At 33.1% G+C, this 26513-nt stretch carries 22 protein-coding genes; 8 read left to right on the plus strand and 14 right to left on the minus strand.

What is annotated here, in order from left to right; all coding sequences use genetic code 11:
* Positions 1-254 precede the first annotated feature (254 nt).
* A complete protein-coding gene (locus tag PMI10_RS04565) occupies positions 255-557 on the minus strand; it encodes an HU family DNA-binding protein (protein ID WP_255347995.1) in 303 nt (100 codons plus the stop codon).
* Between the two features lie 129 nt (positions 558-686).
* Between PMI10_RS04565 and mutY the strand changes: the two genes are divergently transcribed.
* The gene (mutY, locus tag PMI10_RS04570) at positions 687-1721 is read left to right on the plus strand and encodes an A/G-specific adenine glycosylase (RefSeq protein WP_035631348.1); all 1035 of its coding nucleotides are present in this window, start codon (positions 687-689) and stop codon (positions 1719-1721) included.
* A 35-nt stretch (positions 1722-1756) separates the two neighbouring features.
* On the opposite strand, the gene PMI10_RS04575 is transcribed toward mutY, so the two are convergent.
* Together PMI10_RS04575 and PMI10_RS04580 are read right to left on the minus strand one after the other, a co-directional pair.
* Positions 1757-1996, minus strand: a complete 240-nt coding sequence (locus PMI10_RS04575) for a hypothetical protein (RefSeq protein ID WP_007805030.1) — start codon at positions 1994-1996, stop codon at positions 1757-1759.
* Positions 1997-2014: 18 nt separating this feature from the next.
* Positions 2015-2353, minus strand: a complete 339-nt coding sequence (locus PMI10_RS04580) for a DUF2085 domain-containing protein (RefSeq protein ID WP_007805032.1) — start codon at positions 2351-2353, stop codon at positions 2015-2017.
* A gap of 205 nt (positions 2354-2558) precedes the next feature.
* Between PMI10_RS04580 and PMI10_RS04585 the strand changes: the two genes are divergently transcribed.
* Genes PMI10_RS04585 through gldD form a run of 3 tightly spaced genes read left to right on the plus strand, consistent with a single transcriptional unit; the run spans position 2559 to position 4878 of the window.
* Positions 2559-2996: a single-stranded DNA-binding protein gene (locus PMI10_RS04585; RefSeq protein ID WP_007805034.1), complete on the plus strand. Its 438-nt coding sequence runs from the start codon at positions 2559-2561 to the stop codon at positions 2994-2996.
* A 23-nt stretch (positions 2997-3019) separates the two neighbouring features.
* Positions 3020-4315 carry a gliding motility-associated protein GldE gene (locus tag PMI10_RS04590; RefSeq protein ID WP_007805036.1) on the plus strand — a complete coding sequence of 432 codons (1296 nt, stop codon included), beginning with the start codon at positions 3020-3022 and terminating at the stop codon, positions 4313-4315.
* A 2-nt stretch (positions 4316-4317) separates the two neighbouring features.
* Positions 4318-4878 carry a gliding motility lipoprotein GldD gene (gene gldD / locus PMI10_RS04595; protein WP_007805038.1) on the plus strand — a complete coding sequence of 187 codons (561 nt, stop codon included), beginning with the start codon at positions 4318-4320 and terminating at the stop codon, positions 4876-4878.
* A gap of 54 nt (positions 4879-4932) precedes the next feature.
* On the opposite strand, the gene PMI10_RS04600 is transcribed toward gldD, so the two are convergent.
* Entirely contained in the window at positions 4933-5310 is a 378-nt protein-coding gene (locus PMI10_RS04600) for a heavy-metal-associated domain-containing protein (protein ID WP_007805041.1), read from the minus strand.
* Positions 5311-5413: 103 nt separating this feature from the next.
* Here PMI10_RS04600 and PMI10_RS04605 point away from each other — a divergent pair, with 103 nt between their 5' ends.
* A complete protein-coding gene (locus PMI10_RS04605) occupies positions 5414-6280 on the plus strand; it encodes a DMT family transporter (protein WP_007805042.1) in 867 nt (288 codons plus the stop codon).
* Between the two features lie 182 nt (positions 6281-6462).
* On the opposite strand, the gene PMI10_RS04610 is transcribed toward PMI10_RS04605, so the two are convergent.
* On the minus strand, positions 6463-8511 hold the full coding sequence (locus PMI10_RS04610) for an insulinase family protein (RefSeq protein ID WP_193361681.1): 2049 nt from the start codon (positions 8509-8511) through the stop codon (positions 6463-6465).
* Positions 8512-8521: 10 nt separating this feature from the next.
* Positions 8522-9844 carry a M16 family metallopeptidase gene (locus PMI10_RS04615; protein WP_007805047.1) on the minus strand — a complete coding sequence of 441 codons (1323 nt, stop codon included), beginning with the start codon at positions 9842-9844 and terminating at the stop codon, positions 8522-8524.
* Positions 9845-10119: 275 nt separating this feature from the next.
* Here PMI10_RS04615 and rplU point away from each other — a divergent pair, with 275 nt between their 5' ends.
* Both rplU and rpmA read left to right on the plus strand, forming a co-directional pair.
* Entirely contained in the window at positions 10120-10557 is a 438-nt protein-coding gene (gene rplU / locus PMI10_RS04620) for a 50S ribosomal protein L21 (protein ID WP_007805049.1), read from the plus strand.
* Between the two features lie 24 nt (positions 10558-10581).
* A complete protein-coding gene (gene rpmA, locus PMI10_RS04625; protein WP_007805051.1) occupies positions 10582-10842 on the plus strand; it encodes a 50S ribosomal protein L27 in 261 nt (86 codons plus the stop codon).
* Positions 10843-11090: 248 nt separating this feature from the next.
* Here rpmA and PMI10_RS04630 read toward each other — a convergent pair whose 3' ends face one another.
* Positions 11091-13850 carry an AsmA-like C-terminal region-containing protein gene (locus PMI10_RS04630; RefSeq protein WP_007805053.1) on the minus strand — a complete coding sequence of 920 codons (2760 nt, stop codon included), beginning with the start codon at positions 13848-13850 and terminating at the stop codon, positions 11091-11093.
* A 61-nt stretch (positions 13851-13911) separates the two neighbouring features.
* Positions 13912-14493, minus strand: a complete 582-nt coding sequence (locus PMI10_RS04635) for a tRNA-(ms[2]io[6]A)-hydroxylase (RefSeq protein ID WP_007805055.1) — start codon at positions 14491-14493, stop codon at positions 13912-13914.
* A 110-nt stretch (positions 14494-14603) separates the two neighbouring features.
* Here PMI10_RS04635 and PMI10_RS04640 point away from each other — a divergent pair, with 110 nt between their 5' ends.
* The gene (locus PMI10_RS04640) at positions 14604-15848 is read left to right on the plus strand and encodes a glycosyltransferase (RefSeq protein WP_007805057.1); all 1245 of its coding nucleotides are present in this window, start codon (positions 14604-14606) and stop codon (positions 15846-15848) included.
* Between the two features lie 68 nt (positions 15849-15916).
* On the opposite strand, the gene PMI10_RS04645 is transcribed toward PMI10_RS04640, so the two are convergent.
* From PMI10_RS04645 to porU, 6 genes are all read right to left on the minus strand, one after another.
* Positions 15917-17779, minus strand: coding sequence for a hydrolase/aminopeptidase (locus PMI10_RS04645; protein WP_007805060.1), 1863 nt, complete (start codon positions 17777-17779; stop codon positions 15917-15919).
* 110 nt (positions 17780-17889) lie between these two features.
* Complete coding sequence (locus tag PMI10_RS04650) at positions 17890-19530, minus strand: pyruvate dehydrogenase complex dihydrolipoamide acetyltransferase (protein ID WP_007805062.1); 1641 nt, start codon at positions 19528-19530, stop codon at positions 17890-17892.
* A gap of 7 nt (positions 19531-19537) precedes the next feature.
* A complete protein-coding gene (gene pdhA / locus PMI10_RS04655; protein WP_007805064.1) occupies positions 19538-20536 on the minus strand; it encodes a pyruvate dehydrogenase (acetyl-transferring) E1 component subunit alpha in 999 nt (332 codons plus the stop codon).
* Positions 20537-20696: 160 nt separating this feature from the next.
* Positions 20697-21179, minus strand: a complete 483-nt coding sequence (gene cdd / locus PMI10_RS04660; protein WP_007805067.1) for a cytidine deaminase — start codon at positions 21177-21179, stop codon at positions 20697-20699.
* Positions 21180-21253: 74 nt separating this feature from the next.
* Positions 21254-22453, minus strand: a complete 1200-nt coding sequence (porV, locus tag PMI10_RS04665; protein WP_007805069.1) for a type IX secretion system outer membrane channel protein PorV — start codon at positions 22451-22453, stop codon at positions 21254-21256.
* Between the two features lie 47 nt (positions 22454-22500).
* Complete coding sequence (porU, locus tag PMI10_RS04670) at positions 22501-26337, minus strand: type IX secretion system sortase PorU (RefSeq protein ID WP_007805071.1); 3837 nt, start codon at positions 26335-26337, stop codon at positions 22501-22503.
* Positions 26338-26513: the final 176 nt, after the last annotated feature.

A 26513-nucleotide genomic window follows, 5' to 3' on the forward strand; every position in this document is an offset into this window, starting at 1 on the left:
ATTGAACCCGGGGAAAATTAGCTGGCAGTTTGCAGTTTTAAGTAATCAGTTGACTGAACACTAAAAACTGATGACTGAATACTAATTCTCAATTTCAATGAACGTTTAAAAAGAAAAAAGTAGTTTAAAACTACTTTTTCTTTTTGTGACGGTTAGCTCTCGCTCTTTTTTTTCTTTTGTGAGTAGCTACCTTATGTCTCTTTCTTTTTTTACCACTTGGCATATCGTATCGATTTTATGATTAATTAATAGTATTATTTTGCTTCGTTATTTGTTTTTACCCCCTCTACAAAAACTTTTGCAGGTTTAAAAGCAGGAATGTTGTGTGCAGGAATTTTGATTGTGGTATTTTTAGAAATGTTTCTTCCTGTTTTTTCAGCTCTTGTTTTTACTATGAAACTTCCAAAACCTCTTAGATAAACATTATCTCCGGTTTCTAAAGAAGTTTTCACTTCTTCCATAAAAGTTTCTACTGTTGCTTGAACATCTCCTTTTTCAAGACCTAGTTTCTCTGAAATTTTCGCTACGATATCTGCTTTCGTCATTTTCTTTCCTATTTTTATTTTATAAATGATGTACTATTTTTTTGAGGTTGCAAATATAGGAATTAAAAAAATAATTAATCAAGCTAATTCGTTAAATTTTAATTACATAAACATTTACTTTTGTATTCTAAGTATTTTACAATGAATTTTCATAACATATTGATAAAATGGTATTTACAAAACAAACGCGATTTGCCATGGAGGAATACGACTAATCCGTACCTGATTTGGCTTTCAGAAATTATGTTACAGCAGACTCGGGTAGCGCAGGGAATGCCTTATTTTTTTGCTTTTACAAAGGAATTTCCTACGGTATTTGATTTGGCAAATGCCGAAGAAGAGAAAGTTTTGAAACTTTGGCAGGGATTAGGATATTATTCCCGTGCACGAAATTTACATAAAACAGCACAATATGTCGCAAATGAACTAAATGGAGTTTTTCCGCCTGCTTATAAGGAACTGTTAAAATTAAAAGGAGTGGGTGAATATACGGCTGCGGCAATTGCTTCTTTCTCTTATAATGAAACTGTTCCGGTAGTTGATGGGAATGTATTCAGGGTGCTTTCACGTTATTTTGATATTGAATCAGATATAGCTTTGCCGGCTACTAAAAAAGAATTTACGGAACTTGCTTACGAATTGATGCCAAAAGATAATCCGGCAATTTTTAATCAGGCAATTATGGAATTTGGTGCTTTGCAATGTGTGCCTAAAAACCCTGACTGTTCTGTTTGTGTATTTAATGAGAGCTGTATGGCTTTGCAAAAAAAGAAAGTGACGGTTTTGCCTGTGAAATCTAAGAAGTTAAAAGTCACAAATCGGTTTTTTAATTATCTGATTTTAGAAGATGTCCTGGGGAATACTTTAATTCAAAAGCGTACTTCGAAAGGCATCTGGCATAATTTATATGAATTTCCTTTACTTGAAACGGGTGAAATTGTCGATTTTGATTTTATTTCAAAAACAGTTCAGGATGGCTTTTTTTCGTCTTATAATGTTATAGGTATAGAGGAATGTTCTTATGCAACTGTAATTCATAAACTTTCACATCAGCATTTGCATATTCAATTTTGGAAAATTAAAACAAACCAAGTGATAGATAATGGATTGGATTTTAAGACATTAAAAACATTTCCATTTCCTATTGTAATCTACAATTTCATCGAAAAATTATAAAAAAGACTTCTTTATTTTAGAAGTCTTTTTTAGTTTTATGAGCCAAGAGCAGCATATTGAATGATTCTGACAACTACACCTACAGCAAAACCAATTAAAGCCATATTACAGGCTGATTTTGCAGCAACAGGTTCTTCATTCTTTTTTACAAAATAAATGATAGCTCCAGCCAATGGAATGCAAAATGATAATACTTTTAGCCCAGTGCTTAAATCTTCATTAGATTTGTTATTTTTGTTTTCAAATTCATCAAATTTTGAGTTTTCCTCTGACATAATATTTAATTTTAGTTATTAATTGAAAAAGATATACTTGAAAGAAAATACAATCCAATAAGCAATGAAATCAGATAAACCTGCTAGACCGTAACCTGCAAGAATCCCTGAAAAAAAGCGAAGGAAATTATTGCTTTCTCTATTGTAATAAGCTTGTGTAAGACCATCGATTAATGTTGGTAAAATAGATAATAGTGCCCAGTAAATATCTATTTTAATGAATGATAAAAGCGGTATAAAAATAAAATAGCCAACATAAATCCCTGTACATCGGGCACATACAGGAAATTGTTTTCCTTTATAAAAAAATGATCTTTCAGGTAGCTTATGGCAGCTAACAAATTCTATTCTTTTCATAAATCAAAAATACATTATTATTTAAATTAACAAAAATTTTATAAGACTTTACTTTAAGTGTTTTTTTGTTTTATTTTTTAAAAGGAAGGTTTTATACTTTTTAAAATATATTTCTTTTCAGATTATGGGTAGTAATTTTATCAAAAAGGACGAAAATAAGTGTTAAGAAAAATGTATCTTTGATATAACTACAAATGTTTATATCATGAACGGGACATTAAATAAAGTGATGTTGATAGGCCATTTGGGCGATGATGTTAAAATGCATTATTTTGATGGAGGAAACTGCATCGGTCGTTTTCAATTGGCAACAAACGAAGTTTACATCAATAAAACTACAAACGAAAAAATTACTTCTACAGAGTGGCATAATTTAGTAGTACGTAATAAAGCTGCTGAGATTTGCGAAAAATACTTATCAAAAGGGGATAAAATATATATTGAAGGCCGTATAAAATCAAGACAATGGCAGGCTGAAGACGGAACTACAAAATATACTACCGAAATTCAGGTAACAGAGTTTACCTTTTTGACAACCAAAAAAGAAACGGATAGCCATAAACAGCATACTTCAGAATCACCAAAAAACACTAACTTTGAAGCTCCTAATGAAGGCTTGCCCATAAATGATTTGCCTTTTTGATTGTTTAACTAATTCTTTTTGATTTGGACCCGGAGCCCAGTTTATTTTTCTTAACAATATTAGACACCAATTTAATTATTGGTTTTGTCGCAATATTTATTTTACTCTTTCTATCGGCAATTGTCTCAGGAGCAGAAGTAGCATTTTTTTCCTTATCCGTAAAAGATATTGAAGATGCATTACAGGAAAATAGTTCCAAAGGGAAAATAATCTCGGAACTTTTAGATAAACCTAAAAAGCTTTTGGCTACATTATTGGTAGCTAATAATTTTATCAATATAGGTGTAGTTATTTTATTCTCTTTTCTAAGCAGAAACATTTTTACTAACATTGACTCCCCGTTGCTTAAGTTTATTTTAGAAGTTATTACAGTTACTTTCCTGATTTTGTTTTTTGGAGAAGTTTTGCCTAAAGTATATGCCAGCCGTAATAATATAAAATTTGCAAAAAGGGTTGTGTATCCAATTGCTTTTTTAGACAAATTACTTTCTCCTGTAAGCTTGCCAATGCGTGCTGTTACTTTATATTTGCATAATAAATTAGGTAAACAAAAAACCAGTTTTTCGGTAGATCAGTTATCACAAGCATTAGAACTTACGGATTCTGAAGGAACATCAAGTGAGGAACAAAAAATATTGGAAGGAATTGTTTCTTTCGGAAATACAGATACTAAACAGGTAATGAGCCCAAGAATTGATATTTTTGCATTGGAAATATCTGAATCTTTTGAGGCTATTTATCCAAAAATAATCGAAAAAGGTTTTTCAAGAATTCCGGTTTACAGGGACAATATCGATCAGATAGAAGGCGTTTTGTTTGTTAAGGATTTACTGCCTCATATTGACAAAGTCGAATTTGACTGGACAACTTTAATCAGGGAAGCTTTTTTTGTTCCTGAGAATAAAAAATTAGACAATTTGCTCAAAGATTTTCAGAATTTAAAAAGTCATTTAGCGATTGTGGTTGATGAATACGGAGGAACATCAGGTTTGGTTTCCTTAGAAGATGTAATAGAAGAAATCGTTGGCGATATTAGTGATGAGTTTGATGATGAATATTTAAATTTCTCTCAAATTGATGATAAAAATTATCTTTTTGAAGGGAAAATAAACATGAAAGACTTTTACAGGATTATTGATGTCAATGAAGATATTTTTGAATCGCACAAAGGGGAAGCCGAAACATTAGCAGGTTTTATTTTAGAAATTCTTGGAAATTTCCCTAAAAAAGACCAGAAAATAGTTTTTGAAAATTGTGTTTTTACCATTGAAACAGTTGATAAAAAACGTGTGAAACAAATAAAAGTAACAATAGAATAACAATGTTAAAAAGAATAATTCCGATAGTAACCATATTACTGACATTAACTGTTTTGAGCTGTAAAGATGATGTCGTGCCTAAGCCGGAAAGTTTTTTGCGATTGGATTATCCTGAAGCAAAATATGTAAACTTTCAAAATACCTGCCCTTTTTCTTTTGAAATGAATGAGGCAGCGGTAATTAAAGGCGAGAAAGATTGTGGATTTGCAATTACGTATCCAAAAATGAAAGCCACCATTTATCTGACTTATAAACCAGTAAATAATAATATCGAAAAGTTATTAAAAGATGCCCAGAAATTAACTTATGAGCACGTTATAAAAGCTGATGATATATTAGAGCAGCCCTATTTGAACCCGCAAAAAAAGGTTTATGGAATGTTTTATCAGGTTGATGGGAATGCGGCCACCAACTCACAGTTTTATGTGACCGATAGTACAAAACATTTTATAACAGGATCTGTTTATTTTTATGCAAAACCAAACTTCGATTCAATTATGCCGGCGGCCAGTTATATCAAAAATGATATGCAGCGGCTTATGGAAACATTGAAGTGGAAATAAAAGACATAAAAAAAGCGTTCAATTGAACGCTTTTTTTATGTAAAATAGTTTCGATTATGATTTCATATTCGAAACTTTATATGTTTTTCCGTCTCCGGTTTCCTGAACAGTTTTAGTTAAATTTTCAGGATTTTGAATCGTTTTGTCAAATGTGACAGTAGCTGTTTTTTTATCAAAATCAACTGTAGCTTTTTCTACTCCGTCAAGATCTGATAATTCCTGTTCGATGGTTTTTGCACATCCAACTGCACATGTCATTCCTTCGATAGTGAAACTTGCTGTTTGTACATTTTCAGGAGCTATTGCAACATGTTCTTTAGGTACTTTTATTTCAGATGTTGCTGCAGTTAAAGTTTCAGTTTCAGTTTTTTTGCACCCCGTTAATACTAAACCTGCTATCGCTAAAGATGTAATGATTTTTGTAAATTTCATTATAAATATATTTTAAGTTTGTTATTGAATTTCCTTGCAAAATTAATAAAAAACAGAAGGTCAATTCATAAAAATAGTACAATTTTGTAACAAAATACGATTTATGGATGCTAAACAATTAAAGTGGTTTTATTTATTCTTGCTTTCGCTAATTTGGGGAAGTTCTTTTATTTTAATTAAAAGAGGCTTAGTTGGTTTAACAGCTATTCAGGTAGGCTCATTCCGAATTATTTTTGCAGCTTTATTTTTGCTTATTGTTGGGTTTTCAAGTCTGAAGAAAATCTCAGGACGTCAATGGAAATTTATTGCTTTAACTTCTGTTTTCGGAACCTTTATTCCTGCTTTCTTTTTTGCAATTGCCGAAACTCAGGTTGATAGTTCTATTGTGGCTATTTTAAATTCGCTTACACCTTTAAATACATTAGTTTTAGGAATAATTGCTTTTGGGATCCAGTTTCAAAAACGTCAGGTTTTAGGTGTTTTTATTGGATTAATTGGTTGCTTATTGCTGGTTTTAAATGGCGCTTCAAATCATTCCGGGCAAAATTATTATTACTTGATTTTAGTAGTGATTGCAACTCTTTGTTATGCCATTAATGTAAATCTGATCAAAAAATATTTATCCGATTTAAATTCATTAAGTATTACGACAGGAAATTTTGCTGTTTTACTTTTGCCGGCTTTGATTATTTTAAGTACAACTGATTTTACACAAAAAATAAATCTGGAAGAAACACAGCATTCTATTATGTTTGTAATGATTTTAGGTGTTCTGGGAACCGGAATTGCAAATGTTCTGTTTTTTAAACTAATACAGATGTCTTCGCCAGTGTTTGCAACATCGGTAACATATTTAATTCCAATAGTAGCATTTTTCTGGGGATTATTAGATAATGAAATGCTGACACCAATTCAGTTTTTTGGAGCATTTGTTATCTTGATTGGAGTTTATTTATCTGCTAAGAAATAGTTTTTTGTGAGATGTCACCCTGAGCGAAGTCGAAGGGCTTTCTGTGCTGGGTTTCGACTTCGCTCAACCGAACAAAAATAATACGTAAAAAGCTTTGATAAAGGTAAAAGCTTCATTAAAACAAGAAAGGCTGTCAATTATGACAGCCTTCTTAAAAATAATCTTAGAATATCAGAACCTTTTTAAAGAAAATCCGCTTCAGAAACTCCTTCGTTAATTTTGATGTCTGACATTTTGATGTCTAATTCAAAACCTACATTCTGAACAATATTAAAAGGAACTTTTACGCCTTTTACTTCTTTATAATCATTAAAGTAAGTTGTCAGTGTTGTTGATTGTCCGCTTTGTTCTTTTACTTTTAATTTGGCAACTTTTAAACCTGATTTTACATCATAATAGTAAACGGTTTTACCGTCTTTTATCAAATAGGCATCATTGCCATTTATAGATTCTATTCCTTCTACTTTCAGATCTGATCTCTTGCTCAGTCTTAATTCCTCAAAAGGAGTTGCGCTTGCCTTCATTTCGGCTAAATCATCACCTTTCAGATCTTTACGTTGTCCCTGTTGTTCAATATAGGCACCTTTATCATTGACTACTTGTTTCATTAAAGCCATACTTCCCATGGAAAGTGAAACCATCATTTTTCCTTTTGAATCTAATTTTGAAGTAAAACTTAGAGAAGTTGGAGCTTGCGGAATTGTTGTAGTACCATTCATGACAAGCGTTTTTACGGCAGAAACTGCTTTTTCTCCGCCAATTGCTTTAATATAATTGTCAAAAACAGTTTTGGCTGTAATTCCCGCAGGTGCTTCTTTTTTCGAACTCGGTTTTTCAGTAGGATTTCCGTATTTATCAAAATAGAAAATAGGAATTTTAAGTTTTTCTAAACCGGCAATTACTTCAGAGCCTTTTCCGGCAATTACAATTCGTAAATTATCAATTAGGAAATATTTGTTTGCTACGCGATAAATATCGTCAGCAGAAACATTATTTATGGTTTGAATGTATTTTTCATAGAAATCAGCCGGAAGTTTTTCTGTTTCAATATTCAATGCGTAGCGGGCAACAGTTTGAGGTTTTTCAACCTGCATTACAAATCTTCCGATATAACCGGCTTTTACATTTTTTAATACATCTTCAGAAACTTTTTCAGTTCGGATTCTTTTGATTTCTTTTACAAATTCAACAACAGCGCTATCAGTAACACTATTTCGAACTGCAGACGAAGCCTTGAATTTGGTTACGTATTTTCCGCTTCCAATATTAGAACTTGCTCCGTAAGTCCAGGCGTGCTGCTCTCTTAAATTCATATTCAGGTAACTATTGAAATCTCCTCCTAAAATTTGATTTGCGATTACTGCAGGGAAAAAATCAGGATCGCTCATTTTTAAATTAACAGTATTTACCAATGAAATTTCAGATTGAACCGCATTTGGGACATCAACAAAATCAATTTGAAGTTTAGAGACATTTTCCGGATTTGGATACGTATTTTTTGGGGCAGCTTGTTTTTTCCATGCGCCAAAAAGTTTTTCTACAGCCTTCTTTGTGTCTTTAAATTTTATATCTCCGATTATAACTAAATAAGCATTTTCAGGTACAAAGTAAGTACTGTAATTGGTTTGAACATCTTCTAATGTAACATTTTTTAATGTTTCTTCAGAGATGTATTCTCCCGAAGGATGGTTTCTTCCAAAAGCTAAAACATCCACTACACGGCCGGCAATTGCAGGGACACTCTTTTCATCAGCTTTAAGACCTTCAAGTAATTTTGCTTTTTCTTTGTCAAATTCTGATTGTGTGAAATTTGGCTGTAAAGCACCTTCGGCCAAAAGTTCTAAAACACGTCCTGAATATTTTGACAGAGAACTTGCTGATGCACCTTGTGATGAAAAGTTAATATTTGCTCCGTAAAAATCAATTTCTTCGTTAAAAGCTTCTTTGGTTGTTTTTTTAGAACCGTTTCCGATTAAACTACTGGTTAATTCGTCAACACCTTTTTTATTGCCTTCCGTAAAAGGAGCGTTGTCTAAAGTAAGATTGAAACTTACTCTTGGTAATTTATGATTTTCAACTACCAAAACCTTCATGCCATTTTCCATGACAAAAGTTTGTGGTTTTTTTATGTTGACTACTGGTGAATTACCGGGTTTTGGTTGTGGACGATTTTGTGCTTGCATAATTCCGGTTAGGAATAAAAAGATTAAAAATGTATGTATATTTTTCATGATTCAGGGCTTAGTTTTGAGCTTTTTTTGAAGGAACGTACTCTAAAATCAGACGTTGATTAGGGTTTAGATACTTTTTGGCAACTTCTCTGATTTCTTCTCTCGTAATAGAATGATAAAGGTCAATTTCAGTATTGATCAGGTTTATATCTCCGTAAAGTAAATAATAGGAAGCTAAATTTTCAGCAATTCCTTCAACTGTAGAATTTGCGTTTACGAAGTTGTTGTCAAATTTATTCTGCAATTTTTCATAATCTTTTTCAGAAATCAAATCTGTTTGAATTTTTACAATTTCCTCATCCATTTCTTTTAAAATGTCAGTCATAGTGAAATTACCCATCGGCAGACCATATAAAATGTACATTCCGTAGTCTTCCTGACTAAATCCTACAGCCCCAATTTGAAGCGCCATTTTTTTATCGTCAACTATTTTTTTGTACAATTTTGAACTTTTTCCATCACTTAAATAAGAAGAGATTAAATCTAAAACTCTCGCATCTCTTGATTTCATTGATGGAGTTCTATACGAAGCTACCACCATCGGAATTTGGATATTAGGATCTTCGTAAGTTGCTTTTATAGTTTGAGTAATAGGCTCTTCGGTAAAAGTTTGTTTTTTTATTTCTTCTCCTTTTGGAATTGGGCCAAAGTATTTCTGAATCCATTCTTTGGTTTTGGCTTTATCAAAATCACCGGCAACAACTAAAACGGAGTTATTCGGAGTATAGAATTTTTTATTAAAAGCTTGGAATTCTTCAAGAGTTGCAGCATCCAGATCTTTCATGGAACCAATTGTAGTCCAGCGATACGGATGGTTTTTGAACATGTTTTCTTTTACAACCGGCAAAATGTTTCCGTAAGGCTGATTGTCGTAACGCATTCTTTTTTCTTCTTTTACGACTTCATTTTGTGTATCAACTCCAATTTTATTGATAATTGGATGCATTAGTCTTTCAGATTCCATCCACAAGCCAAGTTCTAAGCTGTTAGAAGGGAAAACTTCGTAATAATAGGTTCTGTCGTCTGAGGTATTGGCGTTGTTGACACCGCCATTTGCAGTAACAATTTTCATCCATTCACCTCTTTTTATGTTCTCAGTTCCTTCAAATAATAAATGTTCAAAGAAATGTGCGAAACCTGTCCTGTCCGGGCGTTCGTCTTTAGACCCTACGTGATACATTACAGATGTAATGACAACAGGGGCAGAAGGGTCGTTGTGCAAAATAACGTGCATGCCGTTATCTAAATTGTATTCTTCAAAAGCTACTTTTTGAGCATGAGCCACTCCGCCGAGCATTAATGCAGCACTTAACATCATTATTGAATTTTTCATAAAGATTAATAATTTTTATTTACCTAATTACAGTAGGTAGCCAAGAGTTGATTATAGTTACATCAAAAATAACTTTTTTTAATTATCAATTAAAGTTTCCTTATTTATTTTCATGATACTTTAACAATCTTTTACATCTAAATCTCTTTTTAAAAGAGTTTAAATACCTTGAAAAACAGACTTTAAACAGAAAAAAATATTTTTGAAATAAGAGATTGCACAGTAAATTATTAATTGTATATTTGCAACCTTAAAAATCAATAAATCAATTTGGTATGTATGCAATCGTAGAGATAGCAGGGCAACAATTTAAAGTAAGCAAAGACTTAAAGGTTTATGTTAACCGTTTGACTAACGAAGAAGGTTCAAAAGTTTCTTTTGACAAAGTTCTTTTATTAGATGATAACGGAAATGTAACTTTAGGCGCCCCAGCTATAGAAGGTGCTTCAGTAGAAGCTAAAGTGTTACAACACTTAAAAGGAGATAAAGTTATCGTTTTCAAAAAGAAAAGAAGAAAAGGATACAAAAAAAGAAATGGTCACAGACAATATCTTACTCAAATTGTAATTGAAGGTATTACTGCAGCAGGAGGAACTAAAAAAGCAGCAGCTAAAAAAGCGGTTGTAGCAGAAGAAGCAGCTACTGAAGAAGTAGAAGCTCCAAAAGCGAAAAAAGCAGCTCCAAAAGCAAAAAAAGAAGCTACTAAAGAATAATAACAATATTTAAACTCATACGTCATGGCTCACAAGAAAGGTGTCGGTAGTTCGAAGAATGGTAGAGAATCAGAATCAAAACGTTTAGGCGTTAAGATTTTTGGAGGACAAGCTGCTATTGCTGGGAACATCATCGTTAGACAAAGAGGTTCAAAACATAATCCAGGTGAAAACGTTTACATCAGTAAAGATCACACTCTACACGCAAGAGTAGATGGAGTTGTTAAGTTCCAAAAGAAAAGAGATAACAAATCTTATGTATCTATCCTTCCATTCGAAGCATAATCATTAGATTACTTATTACAAAACCCGTTCTGAAAAGAACGGGTTTTTTGTTTTTGATAGTATTGTGATTGTTTTAAGGCATTATTTATCATTTCAACTAAGGAGAAATCACATAGTTACTCATTCCTAAACTCACAACCTTTGTTGAATTTCTTGTGTGATTTCTCCTTAGTTGAAATGACAATATTGTCGAGAATTGGGATTTCTTATAAAGAAAAACCTGCTCGTAATGAACAGGTTTCTATAATTTAATTTTCAGTATCTTTTGTCTCCTCGAGATCCTCAGTTTTTCTTCCCACTTTTATTTTAGGATTGTTTTGTGTTCCGGTAACAGTTAACGGAATTCCAAAAATACCTAAAGGAGGTAATCCTAAACGCATTTTTAAATTCAGTTTTCCGTCTAAACTTGTAGTTCCTTCAATTCTGGGTCTGAAACCTGCAAATTTAAATTTAAAACGTTCCACCGTCATAATATTATTCTTGATGGTACTTTTGATTTCTACTTTTGAAAGGTCAGGATTTTTGATTGCCTCAGAACTTGTTTTTTTACTGACAGCATTAAACATTTTTAATCCTCTTACTTTTACATCTTTTATTGAAAGTGTTCCACCCCCGACAAGTGATGGATATACAGGATCCATATTGCCGTTTAAACGCCCTTTTAATTGATAATCTAAAGATACAATTCCTTGTGCCTTCTCTGCGGCACTGGCCATTTTTCTAAAAGCTTCAATTTCGTTATAGGCTCTTTTTATATCAAAATCAGTTGCTTTAATGCTGTAATCAAAGTTTGCTTTTTGGGTAGTTACCGATTGATAATTTGCATTCATAGCAACGTTACAGCCAATTAAATTAAAACCTGTATTTTGCATACTCAGTTTTCCTTTGCGCATTTTTAAATTTCCGGTTGCATTTTGAATATTCAGTTTGTCAAAATTTACTTTTTGAGCATTGGCCAGTAATTGTAAATCTAAATTGTTCGGAATTATAATGACTCCGGTTTGTTTTGCTTCTGTTTGAGAAGTTTTATTTTGAGTTTCGGTTTGTGTTACTGATGTGTTTGCAGTTGTACCCGTCATAAATTCATCAACATTTATGTATCGTGCAGAAACTTTAAAAGAACCTTTTAAAATCCCGGTTTTACTGGTAGCGTAGTTGAAAACGTTTTGTAAATAACCATTCATCTTAAAATCTGATTGACCGTAAGCAGCCAAAAAGTTATTGAAAGACATTTTATCCTGATTGATTTTGAAAATACCTTCTCTAATTATAAACTTTTTAGGCAAATATTCAGAAGCTATTCCTATGTTTCTAAGTTCAAGGGTTCCTTTGTTGTTTAATTTGCTGTAATTTCCTTTTTCAGCATCACTTTGTTTACCTTTTAAAGCCAAATCAGCTTTTACAAAACCGTCTAAATCAAGTCCTTTTTGAGAGAAAACTTTATATATTTTCTTAACATCAAGTTCACCTTTTGCTTTAATGTCATAATTTAAATCATCAAAATTGCTCAATTCTGCCTGTACAAAAACAGGTTTTCCTTCAAAAGTAAATTGAGCAGGTTGGAGGTTAATTTTTAAGTCCTGAAAAGTCCCTTTTTGATTCTCAATTTTAGTTTTTACAACAATATTGGTAATCGGATTTGGATAATATTTGGTTTTTAAATAGCCGTTTTTTAAATCAATTACTCCGTTTGTAACTGGAAAAAGTTTGTTCTTCTGATCAAATTTCCCTTTTGTTTTAATGTCACCAACTAAAATTCCTTTTAAAGTTAAATCAGGTATTCCAAGTCCTTTATTTAATTTTTCAAGATCAATCTTAGCTTTAAAATCACCATTAATGTCAGGAGTATTCATGCCTTTCATGTAAAATTTAGATTTTAAATAATCCTTGCCTACATTTAAAGATAAATTTTTAGCATCAACAATTAAAAGATCCGGGTTTAAAGACGGGACAGTAGTTTTTATTTCAATATTTAAATTTGAAACAGGAAAAGCACTTTTGTTATAGTTCACAAATCCGTTATCTATTTTTAAATCAAGATTTAAATCCGGGGCAATTTTTTGCGAAGCTATGTAGGTTCCTTTTAAAGTAAAAAGTAAATTAGTGTTTCCTTTTATTTCAGTCTTAGAAAGCCAGGTAATATATTTTGGAGGAAAAGCGGTAAAAACATCGTAAAGATTACTATTGTCGGATTTTATAACGAAATCCATATTGTAACCATCTTTTAAGAAATCAAACTTTCCTTTAAAATCGACTAAAAGCTGATTGATTTTTAAGTTATTTTGTTCAAAGAAGAAGGATAACGAGTTTACATTTACTTTAGTAATCAAATCTGCATCGATCTGTTTGTTCATTAAGTAAGGTTCATTTTCATAAATAACATTTAATTTCTCAATTTTTGCTTTCGAATATAAGTCAAAAACAGCTTTGTCTAAATTTCCTTTTCCTAAGTAATTAAATCCAAAAGCATCAAAATGTACTTTTGTAGACTGATCATCATAAATAATTTTGCTGTTTATGATTTCGATTCTTTCAAGTTTTAATGCTGTTTCTGTACTGTCTTTAGGTTTTTTCTGATTTGATGAAGATTTATAAATATTATAATTCGCTTCTCCTTTCTGGTTTACTTTTACATTAATATAAGAGTCTGATAAATAGATCTGATCAATTTTTACAGATTTACTAAAAATCAAGCTACCTACATTTATACCAAAAGAAACTTCTTTTGCGGTAATAAATTTTTCGTTTTTATAAGGTGCAGATCCATTTAAATTTAAATCGTTTAATGTTAAAGTTAAAGATGGAAAATGGCGAAAAAATGACACGGAAACATCAGAGTAATTAAGTTCCGCACTAAGTTTTTCGTTGGCGGTTTTCTTAATTTGCTCTTTAATTTTATCAGCAAAAATAATTGGTGTTAGAAATAACAATCCTAAAATTACAGCGAAAGTTATTCCGCTATATTTTGCAATTTTAAATAAGATGGATTTGGTTTTATTTTTTGACATAACAAAAATGTTATTTTTTAATGTGTAAGATGTTGCTGTTTAAATGAAAAATGGTGCCGGACTATCCGTGTACAGTTTCATTTTTTCCATAATTACTAATGATAGAACCTTCAAATTCAATCCATTCTTTCCAACGCTTATCAATATCTATATTGTCTGTATATTTTCGGGCAAATCCTAAAAATGTAGTATAATGTCCCGCTTCAGAAATCATTAAATCACGATAGAATTTTGCCAATTCTTCGTCTTTTATGTTTTCAGAAAGTACTTTAAAACGCTCACAGCTTCTGGCTTCGATCATCGCAGAAAATAATAAACGATCACAAAGCGCATCTTTTCGGCTGCCATCTTTTTTCATGAATTTAAAAAGTTCATTTACATAATGGTCTTTTCTTTCGCGTCCCAATGTCAGGCCTCTTTTTTTGATTAAGTCATGAACCATTTGCAAATGCTCTAATTCTTCTCTCGCAATAACTAACATTTCAGTTACTAATTCCTCTAATTCAGAATTGTAAGTAACCAGACTTATTGCATTCGAAGCTGCTTTTTGCTCACACCAGGCATGATCCGTTAGAATTTCTTCGATATTTGATTCGACAATATTTACCCAGCGAGGGTCTGTGGCTAATTTTAATCCCAGCATGATTTACAGCAATTTATTTGATGCAAAATTAGTCTTTTTATAGCCAAAAATTTCGAAATATCGTGTAATTACGCATAAAAAGCATTATTTTGTACCTTCAAAGAATTAAAATGAATCAAATAAAAAAACTCTTAATTATTGGTTTTGTCTGGCCTGAACCAAATTCGTCTGCGGCTGGTGGCAGGATGATGCAATTGATTTCTATTTTTGCAGCAAATGGATTTAAAATTACATTTGCAAGCCCGGCTTTAGACAGTGATTTTATGGTTGATTTGGCTTTGTTTGGAGTTGAAAAACGGGCTATCGAATTAAATAATTCGAGTTTTGATGATTTTGTAATTGAATTAAATCCCGATGTTGTTTTATTTGATCGTTTTATGATTGAAGAGCAATTTGGCTGGAGGGTTTCTGAAAATTGCCCAAAAGCCATAAGATTATTAGATACCGAAGATTTACATTGTTTAAGAACCGCAAGACAGAAAGCATTTAAGGAAAACAGAACTTTTGAGCTATATGATTTATTATCGGAAGAAGTGGCAAAGCGTGAAATCGCCAGTATTTTAAGATGTGATTTATCTTTGATTATTTCGGATTTTGAGATGAAAGTTTTAAAGAATATTTTTAAAATTGATTCTAAATTGTTGTTTTATCTGCCATTTTTGGTTGATGAAATGAATGAAAAGAATCTTTTGGATTTGCCTTTGTTTGAAGACCGCGAGAATTTTGTTTTTATTGGAAATTTTCTTCATGAACCTAATTGGAATACTGTTCAATATTTAAAAGAAACAATCTGGCCATTAATTAGAAAAGATTTTCCGGAAGCTGTTTTGCAGGTTTACGGTGCCTATCCATCGCAAAAAGTTTTGCAATTGCATCAGCCTAAAAATGGCTTTTTTATTATGGGAAGAGCTGCTGATGCCAATGAGATTGTGAAAAATGCCAGAGTTGTTTTGGCACCAATTCGTTTTGGCGCAGGTTTAAAAGGCAAATTATTAGAGGCTATACAATGCGGAACGCCAAGTGTAACAACAGAAATAGGAGCAGAGGCAATGCATGCAGATTTGCCCTGGAATGGATTTATTACCAATGATATTGAGGTTTTTGCCAAACAAGCTGTGGAATTGTATCAAAATGAAAGCCTTTGGAAACAATCTCAAAAAAACGGAATAGCAATTGTAAATAAATGTTATCAGAAAAATGAATTTGCTGCTGTATTAATTGATGAAATAAACGCATTAATAACTGATTCTGAAAACCATCGCCTTCATAATTTCATGGGAAGCCTGTTGCAGCATCACACTTTAAAAAGCACAAAATATATGGCAAAATGGATTGAGGCTAAGAATAAAAACTAAAAATATTTTTATGATTATTCAAATAAAAAAAGTCCCGATTGCATACTGTAACCGGGACTTTTTATAGATTATTTTAATAAACCTTCAACACTTTGAATGGTTGTTGCATGATAACCTGATTTTGCTTTATCGAAAATCGTTTTTGCCCAGTCTTTTCCTTCAGACGTTTTTACTAATTCTTTATACAGTGTCATTAAAGATCCGGTTCTGCTCGTACCAATCATAAATTGTTCGATTGCCGGGTAAGCCGTTTTATATTGATGTCGTATTGCCTGAACAAACCATTGACGTTTAATAACGAAGTTTCCGTTTTTGGTAAAACTGAATTCGGCGTCGATTGCAGTCATTTCTTCAATAGTAATATCAGCCGGAAGGTAATCTATAAAATGCTGTTTTTCTGTAGTAGATTTTATTTTCTGACTCAATCCTTTAACTCCGGTTTTTTGCCATTCTTTTTGAATAACATCTATTGCATTAAAATCTTCAGAAACTGATGGAGTAATATTTGACGGAATTCCTGGTTTATAAATCCAATCTTCTGCTTTTATTTTATCAGCAAGAGTTTTATCACCTTTAATAAGGTTTTCGTTTAAATACTTCACAAAATCTTCTGTTGTAATAGATTGAAAAGCATGTGCATCAAAATAGTTTTTAATAAACGGATCGAATTTTTCACGTCCAACAGCCTGTTCAATAACTTTCAAAAAGTTATATCCTTTTACATACGGAATCTGACTGATCCCATCGTCAGGATTTCTTCCGGTAAGACTCACTTTTAATCTAGTATCAGGATTTGTTTTGCCATATTCTGCTATATTATCATCTAAATCTTTACGAGTCAGAACATCTTGCATTTCAGCTTCTCGTTTGCCAAAAATTTCTTCGCCAATTCTGTGTTCTACATAAGTGGTAAAACCTTCGTTTAACCAAATGTCGTCCCAGGTTGCATTTGTTACTAAGTTTCCGCTCCAGCTATGGCCTAATTCGTGTGCTAATAAACTTGTCAATGAACGATCTCCTGCAATAACCCCAGGAGTCAGAAACGTTAAATTTGGATTTTCCATTCCGCCATAAGGGAAACTTGGAGGTAAAACCAATACATCGTAACGTCCCCAGCGATATGGACCATAAAGTTTTTCAGCCGCGACAACCATTTTTCCAAGTTCTGCAAACTCCCATGCTGCTTTTTTAAGAATTGATGGTTCTGCGTAAACTCCGGTTCTGTTATCGATCGATTGAAATTCAATATTTCCTACTGCAATCGCCATTAAATAAGACGGAATTGCTTTGTCTTGTTTGAAGGTGTAAACTCCGGTATCATTTTTCTTTTGAGGGTTTACGGCGCTCATTACGGCCAATAAATCTTTAGGAACCGTAACTTTTGCGTTATAAGTAAAACGAATTCCCGGCGAATCCTGGCATGGAATCCAGGTACGTGACCAGATACTTTCTCCCTGAGAAAAAAGAAATGGTTTCTTTTTATCGGCTGTTTGTTGTGGATTTAGCCATTGTAATGCAATAGCATCTTTGGTTGTGCTGTAATAAATATTAACTTTTGTAGTGTTTGGTTCAATTGTAATATGGAGTGGTTTTCCGTGGAATTCAACTTCAGGCCCAAGTTCGAATTTTGTTTCTTTTTCGTCATCGCCTAAAGTTACTTTGGTAATGTTAAGCGTGTTTTCATCGAAAATAATTTCGTTTCCTTTGCTGATGTTATCAATTTGCCAGGAAGCTTTTCCTGAAATTGTCTGCGTTTCAAAATCAACTTTAATATCAAGATCTAAATGTTTTACTACAGCTAAATCTGGTTTAGAGAAAGTGTGTTCGTCCTTGATGATTGCTGTTCCTTTATCAGCTTCTTTAGTAGTGTTTTCTTTTTTCTGACAGGCTAGTGCTGTCAAAAATAAAGTCAGGAGAAATATTTTTTTCATAGTTCTAAAAGTTGAATTATGAATCTAAATTAAATAAAAAATCCCGTTTTGAACTTTCAAAACGGGATTTTAATATAAATAAACCAATGAATCCGGTCAGGCTGACAAAATTATGCCAACATTGTTACCGGACTTTCGATATATTGTTTTAATGTTTGTAAAAATTGAGCTCCAGTTGCACCATCAATTGTTCTGTGGTCACAAGCCAATGATAACATCATGGTGTTTCCTACTACTATCTGACCGTTTTTAACAACTGGTTTCTCTACAATTGCACCTACAGAAAGGATAGCAGAGTTTGGTTGGTTGATAATTGAATTGAATTCAGTAATACCAAACATTCCAAGGTTAGAAACTGTAAAAGTACTTCCTTCCATCTCTTGTGGTCCTAATTTTTTGTTTTTAGCTCTTCCTGCAAGATCTCTTACACTTGATCCAATTTGAGATAAACTCATAGCATCTGTAAATTTCAATACAGGAACTACTAATCCGTCTTCAACAGCAACAGCAACTCCAATATTTACGTGGTGGTTGATGATAATTGCATCTTCTTTCCACTGAGAGTTGATTTTTGGATGTTTTTTCAATGCTAAAGCACAGGCTTTAATTACCATATCGTTAAAAGATACTTTTGTATCAGGAACAGTATTGATTGTTGCTCTTGCCTGCATAGCTTCGTCCATACTTACTTCGATCACTAAGTTGTAGTGAGGTGCTGTAAATAAAGATTCTGCCAAACGTTTTGCGATAATTTTACGCATTTGAGAGTTTTTGATCTCTTCTGTGAAAACTTCTCCGGCAGGAACGAATACTTTTGGTGCGGCTGCAGCAGTTTCTTGTGGTTTTGCATCAGAAGCAACTTTAGCAGCAGGTTGTGAAGATGGGGTAAAGTTTTCGATGTCGCTTTTTACGATACGTCCGTTTTCTCCTGATCCTTTAACCTGAGTTAATTGGATTCCTTTATCAGAAGCAATTTTCTTTGCTAATGGTGAAGCTAAAATTCTTCCTCCTGATGTATCAGCAACAGCTTCAGTAGCTTTTTCAGCAGCAGGAGCGGCTTTTGCTTCTTCAGTTGCTGGAGTACTTGCAGTAGCAACGCCTCCGGTAGTATAATTTTCAGCAATTCCTGAAATGTCAGTTCCCGCAGGTCCAATGATAGCTAATAAACTATCAACAGGAGCTGTGTTTCCTTCCTGAATTCCAATGTATAATAAAGTTCCTTCATTGAAAGACTCAAACTCCATTGTTGCTTTGTCTGTTTCAATTTCAGCTAAAATATCGCCTTCCGCAACAGCATCACCTACTTTTTTCAACCAGGTTGCTACTGTTCCTTCTGTCATTGTATCGCTCAAACGTGGCATAGTTACCACTACAACACCTTTTGGTAATTCAGTTGCTGCTTTTGCAGGAGTGGCAGTTTCAGTTTTTGTTTCAGCAGCAGGAGCAGCTTCAGCTTTTGGAGCTTCAGCAGCAGGAGCATCCCCACCAGCTAAAAGAGCAGAAATATCTTCTCCTTCATTTCCAATAATTGCTAATAAAGAATCTACAGGGGCAGTTTCTCCGGCCTGAATTCCGATATGTAAAAGAGTCCCTTCGTTAAAAGATTCGAACTCCATTGTTGCTTTATCTGTTTCAATTTCAGCTAAGATATCACCTTCACTGATTTTGTCGCCTACTTTTTTAAGCCATGTCGCTACCGTTCCTTCCGTCATAGTATCGCTCAAACGAGGCATTGTTACTTTTATCGCCATAATATTTTTATAGTTTATGAGGTGTAAATGGATAGTCTTCTTGTGCGTATACTACATCGTATAATTGTTGTAATTCAGGATATGGAGATTCTTCAGCGAATTTCACACATTCTTCAACCAAGTCTTTAACTCTTTGGTCAATTACTTCAATTTCTTCTTCAGTAGCATATTTTTGATCCATAATTACATCTAAGACTTGTGTAATAGGGTCAATTTTTTTGTACTCTTCAACCTCTTCTTTAGAACGGTATAATTGTGCATCAGACATAGAGTGACCTCTGTAACGGTACGTTTTCATTTCAAGGAAAGTTGGTCCGTCACCACGACGCGCTCTTTCAATAGCTTCTGTCATTGCTTCAGCAACTTTTACAGGATTCATTCCGTCAACAGGCCCGCAAGGCATTTCATATCCTAAACCTAATTTCCAGATATCAGTATGATTTGCAGTTCTTTCAACAGAAGTTCCCATTGCATAACCATTGTTTTCAACGATAAATACAACCGGAAGTTTCCATAACATAGCCATGTTGAAGGCTTCGTGTAAAGAACCCTGACGAGCAGCACCATCACCAAAATAAGTCATTGTAACTCCTCCTGTATTGAAGTATTTATCTCCAAAAGCTAATCCTGCACCAACTGGAATCTGACCTCCAACAATACCGTGACCTCCGTAAAAACGGTGCTCTTTTGAGAAAATGTGCATAGAACCTCCCATACCTTTAGAAGTTCCTGTTGCTTTTCCTAAAAGCTCAGCCATTACACGTCTGGGATCAACTCCCATACCAATTGGCTGCACGTGATTTCTGTATGCAGTAATCATCTTATCTTTTGTCAGGTCCATAGCATGTAAAGCTCCCGCCAATACTGCTTCCTGACCATTGTAGAGGTGAAGAAACCCTCTTACTTTTTGTTGAATGTATAATGCTGCAAGTTTGTCTTCAAACTTTCTCCAAAGTAGCATGTCTTCATACCACTTTAAGTAAACCTCTTTTGTAACTTCTTTCATCTGAATTCTTTCTTTTGCTAAAGTTGTTTTTTTGTGTTATCAATTATTACCTATAACGCAAAATAGTTTCCTCCCACAAATTTGCGCCCGAAGGGTCGGGATGCAAAAATAAGACATTAGATTTAAGAACTAAAATTTAAAAGCTACTTTTTGGCTTTTTTTACAAGAACTTTTTATCAAACATGAAAGGAAGCAGATTTTTAAGGGATGCTGACCGATAAATTGAGCCAATTTCGCCCATAAAATATATTTCTATAGGGGTCTCTTGTTTAATTTCGTATTCTGCGATTGATTGTCGGCAAGAACCGCATGGAGGAATTGGTGCTTTTGTTTGGTTTGTATCCGAAGCTGCCGTGATAGCAATTTTTAAAATTTTAGCTTCAGGGTAAATACTTCCTGCATAAAAAATCGCAACACGTTCTGCACATAGCCCTGATGGATATGCGGCATTTTCCTGATTTGATCCTAAAACTATTTTTCCGTTATCCAAAAGTAAAGCAGCGCCAACTCTAAACTGCGAGTATGGTGCGTAAGCTTTTTTGCGAATCTCAACAGCCTGATCCATTAAGTTTTGAACATCTTCTGGAAGCTCATCTAATGAATCGTATTCTGAAAATGATGATGTAATGCTTATTTCTTTCATTCTTTTTATGGGAAAAAAAATCCAAATTCCTAAAAAGTAGAAATTTGGATTGTCATTATTGTTTATTTTTTTGTTTAGTATTCTTCGTATTTGTCACCAAAATTAAAGGTTAATGAGAAACGAAGTGTGTTTTCTAACGGATTTTTAACTTTTGAAGCAGAGAATAAATACGATACATCTACTTTTACTATATTATATTTAAATCCGGCTCCCAGAGAAAAGAATTTCATAGCTCCCTTTTCAGGACTTTGATGAAAATATCCTAAGCGCATTGAAAATGAATCCTGATAAAGGTATTCAGCGCCAACACTATACGTGATTTCTTTTAGTTCTTCGCTAAAACCATCCGGTGCATCACCAAAGGATTTGAAAATTCCGGGAACCCATCCTATACTATTATAATCATTATTTGCTTCCTGAACACCATCGCTTGTTTCTCCCGGGTCAGTTGTGTCGCCATCACCATTTAAATCTGTGGCAGTAGGTACTGGTTTTTGTTGTGTAGGAACTAATAATTTCGCAAATTCTAAGCTCACAGCTACCTTATTATAATCGTCTAATATAAAATCAAAACCGGCGCCTAATCTTAAATTAGCAGGCAGGAAGTTTGATCCATTATCTAAATCACTCAAATCGTAGTTGATTTTTGGACCAAGATTTTGAAAATTGAAACCAGCTCTCCATCTTCCGTTAAAATCACTATATGCGATTTCTTCAGATTGGTAAAATCCGGCAACATCAAAAGCAAATGATCTTGCTGCAGATAAACTTTGTCCTTCTGTAGTAAGACCTAAATTTGAGCTAATGAATCTGGCACCAACAGCCATCGAAAACATTTCGCTTAATTTTAAAGAATATGATCCGTCAATTGCATATTCTGATGGTTTAACAACATTTGGAGCATCATTTGGATTATCCCTTAATTCAATGTCCCCTATACTAAAATATCTAACGCTTCCGGCAAAAGCACTTCGTTCGTTAATTTTGTTGTAATAGGTTAACTGGCTTAAAGATATGTCATTTACCAGATCTGTTAAATAAGGAGTGTAACTCACAGAGAAACCTTGCTTGTCTACTGAAAAAGCATATTTAGCAGGATTCCATTGTTGTGAAAATACATCAGCAGATGTTGCAACTCCCTGATCGGCAAGACCGGCAGCTCTTGCATCAGCAGCAACTAGCAAAAAAGGCACCCCGGTTGTAATTGGCCGATCTTGTGCTTTTGCATACGAAATAATAAGGAAACAGGATAATAAGAGCGATATTTTTTTCATTTATGTGGTTAATGGTTGGTTAATTATGTTAATTGTACAAATATATATTATAGAATGACAAGTTTTTCATACTTCTCTGCTTTTTTGTTTGTTAAACTGGATTTTACTGTAAGTTTATATATATAAACACCTTTTCCAATTTTGTCCCCAAAATCATCTTTACCATCCCAGGTAATTTCTCTTGATAAAAAGCCTTCAGTGGTAATAGTCTGGTTTTTTGTCCAAACTACTTTTCCTGTTATAGTCATTACCTGAACCTGTACTTCTAAAGGCTCGTAAGGTCTGTTATGAGAAAACCAAAATTGGGTGTAGCTGGAAAACGGATTGGGATAATTAAGAACGTGAGTTAAGGTTAACGATTCATCGCCAACCACAATAAATTGTATTTCACTTGTTACGGGATTGTTGTAAACATCCCATGCCGTAAAGCTTACTGTATGCATTCCGGCACTTAAATTACGTAACGGAAAACGTAAGTTACCGTTAGTGTAATCATCTAATTTTGTTTGATAGTAATCATTTAAAACATAAGGATTACTAACATCACCATCTAAAATTGCAACAATATCATGACCAATTCCGCTTGCGGTATTAATTCCATTTTCATCTTCAAGAAACGCTAACAGAAATGGGGAATCATTTGTAATTCCTCCTGAAACAAAAGTTTCATCATTCATATATAACTGCACTTTTGGACTAATATTGTCCTGAGGTGCATTTTGGTTAATTCCGCCAATTTTTATGATATCATTATACCCGGATTGGTTTTCTAAAACTTCATTTTTTTTAGAATAAAAGCTGATTCTGCCGTTGTTAACAGGAATTCTAATATCTCTGGGGACTATAAAACTAAACTCAAACAGACCATTGGATACAGAAGCGTTTCCTCTAAAAATGGTTTCGCCCAGAGTTTTAAATTGCATTGCCGGACTATAACCATCGTTATTTAGTGTAGTGCTTGTAATAAATTTATCAAAGATAGAAGTTGAAAGCTCACCATTATAATTGCTCAATATGTTATTGTTCTCGTCGGTAATTTCACCTGATATTTTAATTTTTGCTAAGGATTTGAAGTCGTCAATTGTTCCTGAAATTGGTACGTCATTTACTTTTGTCAGGTTAATTCGGGGTTTGGGGATGGCTAGCATTAGTGCGGGATCTCCGATATAAAAAACAACATTGCTGGAAGAACTGGGAGTATCATTTTTTGAAATTCTTAGTGCCTCAGAAATCGTTGTGTATTGGTTTGTTCCAAAGGAAAGTAAATTCCTTGTCAGATTGTCATTGAAATTTTCAGCATTATATTGTCCAATAGAACGTATGGTGGTTAACATTGCAATAGCGCCACCTTTAGGATTCCAATAGGTGTATTCACCTGCTGTTGGCCTTGTCGGGTCATCAAAACGAGAAAACTCGCAGGTTATGGTTATAAATAAAGGGTATTTATATTGATTGTTTAGATTTTGACCATCTGATTTTTCCCAAATTCGTTCACCAGATAATCCGTCTTCTCCACCATGTCCCAAATAATTAAAAACTAAAGCCCCTTTTTCAAAAGCATCAAAAAAATCAGTTTTTGCTTTCGGATATCTAAAGCCACCGGCTGAAGCTTCTTCTGTATAAGAATCTAAAATAATTTTGTCAATATTAAAAAAAGGTTTTTCTGTGGCGATTACATCTGCTAAAGCATTTTGGCGTGCTTGTAATGAAGCATCAGAAGCTTTATCGGAATCGTCGCTAATCAAGACAAAATTGTTTCTCCAATTTCCATAAGATTTCGTATTGTGATATTCTAAAACTTTATTGACCATTTCTTCCGCCTGGGCATTATCAGAAACTAACATTCTTCCAACGGCAATGTCTATCCCGCCAAAAAAGGAAGTTATATTTCCTTCGTCATTATCCATTAATCCATAGAAATCATCAGAAGCAAATGAAGATTCCCCTGAACTGTTACTGGATAAGGAATGATAAATAGGTACAATGTTAGAATTATCCGATATACGATTTTTATAATCGAATGAAGCATCACCAAAGAGATTCAGGTATTTTATTCTTTTATCTGATGAAGAAGCATTTTTGTAAACATATTTAACACAATTTCGGATAGCGGAAATATCTTGTTTTCCTGATGAGAATTCCTGGTAAATATTTTCAAGTGAAACAACTTTGACATTTAAATTAGAATTGCTTCTGTGAAAGTTTGCTAATTTTTCAGCCTGAGCAAGTAAGAACTTTGGGGCGACAATTAAATAATCAATGTCTTGAAAATTATTTTGAGCATTTTTAAAAAGTGCCCCTTTTAAATTTTGATTAGCAATTTTTGATTGTCCTTCTTTTAAAGGAGTGTAATAATCTGCCGGATCAATTGCAATATATTTTCTAATTTCTCCTAAAGAAGATTTGAAGCTAAAATTAGATTGATTATTGTTTTCTATTTTAGTTACATTATATAGGTCAGTAATATCCCAAATTTGAGAAATCCCTGAAGCATTTGAAATATTATAATTTACGATTCCGGAAATTGAACCGGCTAAGTCATATTGAAACTGAAATTGCTTACCTATACCGATTAGTTTTCTTTTTGCAATTAAATTAATATAATCTAAATATCCTTTTGAGCCAGGAACACTATTATTATTGTAAATTAATTTGATTTTTACATTTTCAGATCCTGTGAAACTTGAATTGGCAGGTAGTTTTCCAGTATAAAATTTTATTTCAGAACCAGCTGCAAGCTGACTAAACACAATATTTCCAATATTTTGTCCGTTAGCTGAAACGGTAAATGAAGTGTTTGTGAACGCAGCTGAAGCTCCGACTGTTTCAATTTTTATTGGAGTTGTGGTTTCAAGATTTGGAAAATTAAATTCAAATTCCTGTTCCTGATCGATATCAAAAGATTCTCCAAACCATTGACGTCCTAAATGCGCAATATTGGTCTTGTCAATCTCATGAAATTGATGATCATCAAAAGTATTCAGTTCTAAAGTACTATTTCCTGTAGGTTGATTTATGTTTGAAATTCTTTTTCCGTCTCCCCCTTGTGCTGTAACATAATAATAAGATTTAGTGTCATATATATTAATGTTAGTTTCACTTTCAGTATTCCAATTGTTAATTCCTTCGGCATAAAAAAGAATGTAATCTTCGTTGTTAAAGGTGCCGTCACTTTCTCCAACAACCTGAATCGCATTTTCAATTAAATCTTCAGGATAATAAATGTCATTACTTAAGGGAAGCATTCTTCCTCCGTTTCCGTAAATTTTAATTCTTTTCGGATCGCTTTTGCTTGCATCGAAGCCTAAATTTTGTAAAAAAGATTTTGAAATTTTATAAACACCTGATTTTTCAACATAAAAACGATACCAATCTCCGGATGTTAAAACCGAATTTGAAATAATAGCAGACTTTGAAGTTGAAGCTGAACTGTTACTTTTTGAGGAGGTGTTGTTTATTGAATAGGAAAAAGATTTAATTCGTTTAAAACTATTTCCTTCTGATATGATTGGCGACAAAGAGATAAAACCTTGTTTTTGATCTCTTGAAGTGGCTATTTTAAGTGTTTCGTTTGGTTGTTTTGGAATGTTCGTTAATGATAAATCTCCTAGATCACTAACTTGAACTTGTTCATATATAATGTTAGTAATTTGAACGCTGCTGCTGTTGGAATAGTCAGAATAATTTGGTTTAAATAAGAGTGATATGCTTTTTTTAGTATTGTCATATCGAAAATTATCACCTGTAAAGTAAGGTATGTTCGTTTTGGATTCACCAAAATTCATCTCTTTTTTACTATGCCAATCTATTGTCAGGGTTCCGTTTTTCTGGGAAAACAAGAAAAATGGAACTAAAAAAAAGTATAAAAGTATGGCTTGTTTCATATGTTAAAGAAAACGAAATTAAATTTAATATATTTTAGTGAGTAAAAATATATTATTTAATGTAATAGTAATAATAAAAAGTATATTTTTGCGTTCGGAACTATAGGTTATTTTCTGGTAAAAAACAGCTAAATAAAATTATTAGAACAGATGTTGCTAATTAAATGTTAATTATT

The organism is Flavobacterium sp. CF136, assembly GCF_000282055.1.
GTDB lineage: Bacteria > Bacteroidota > Bacteroidia > Flavobacteriales > Flavobacteriaceae > Flavobacterium.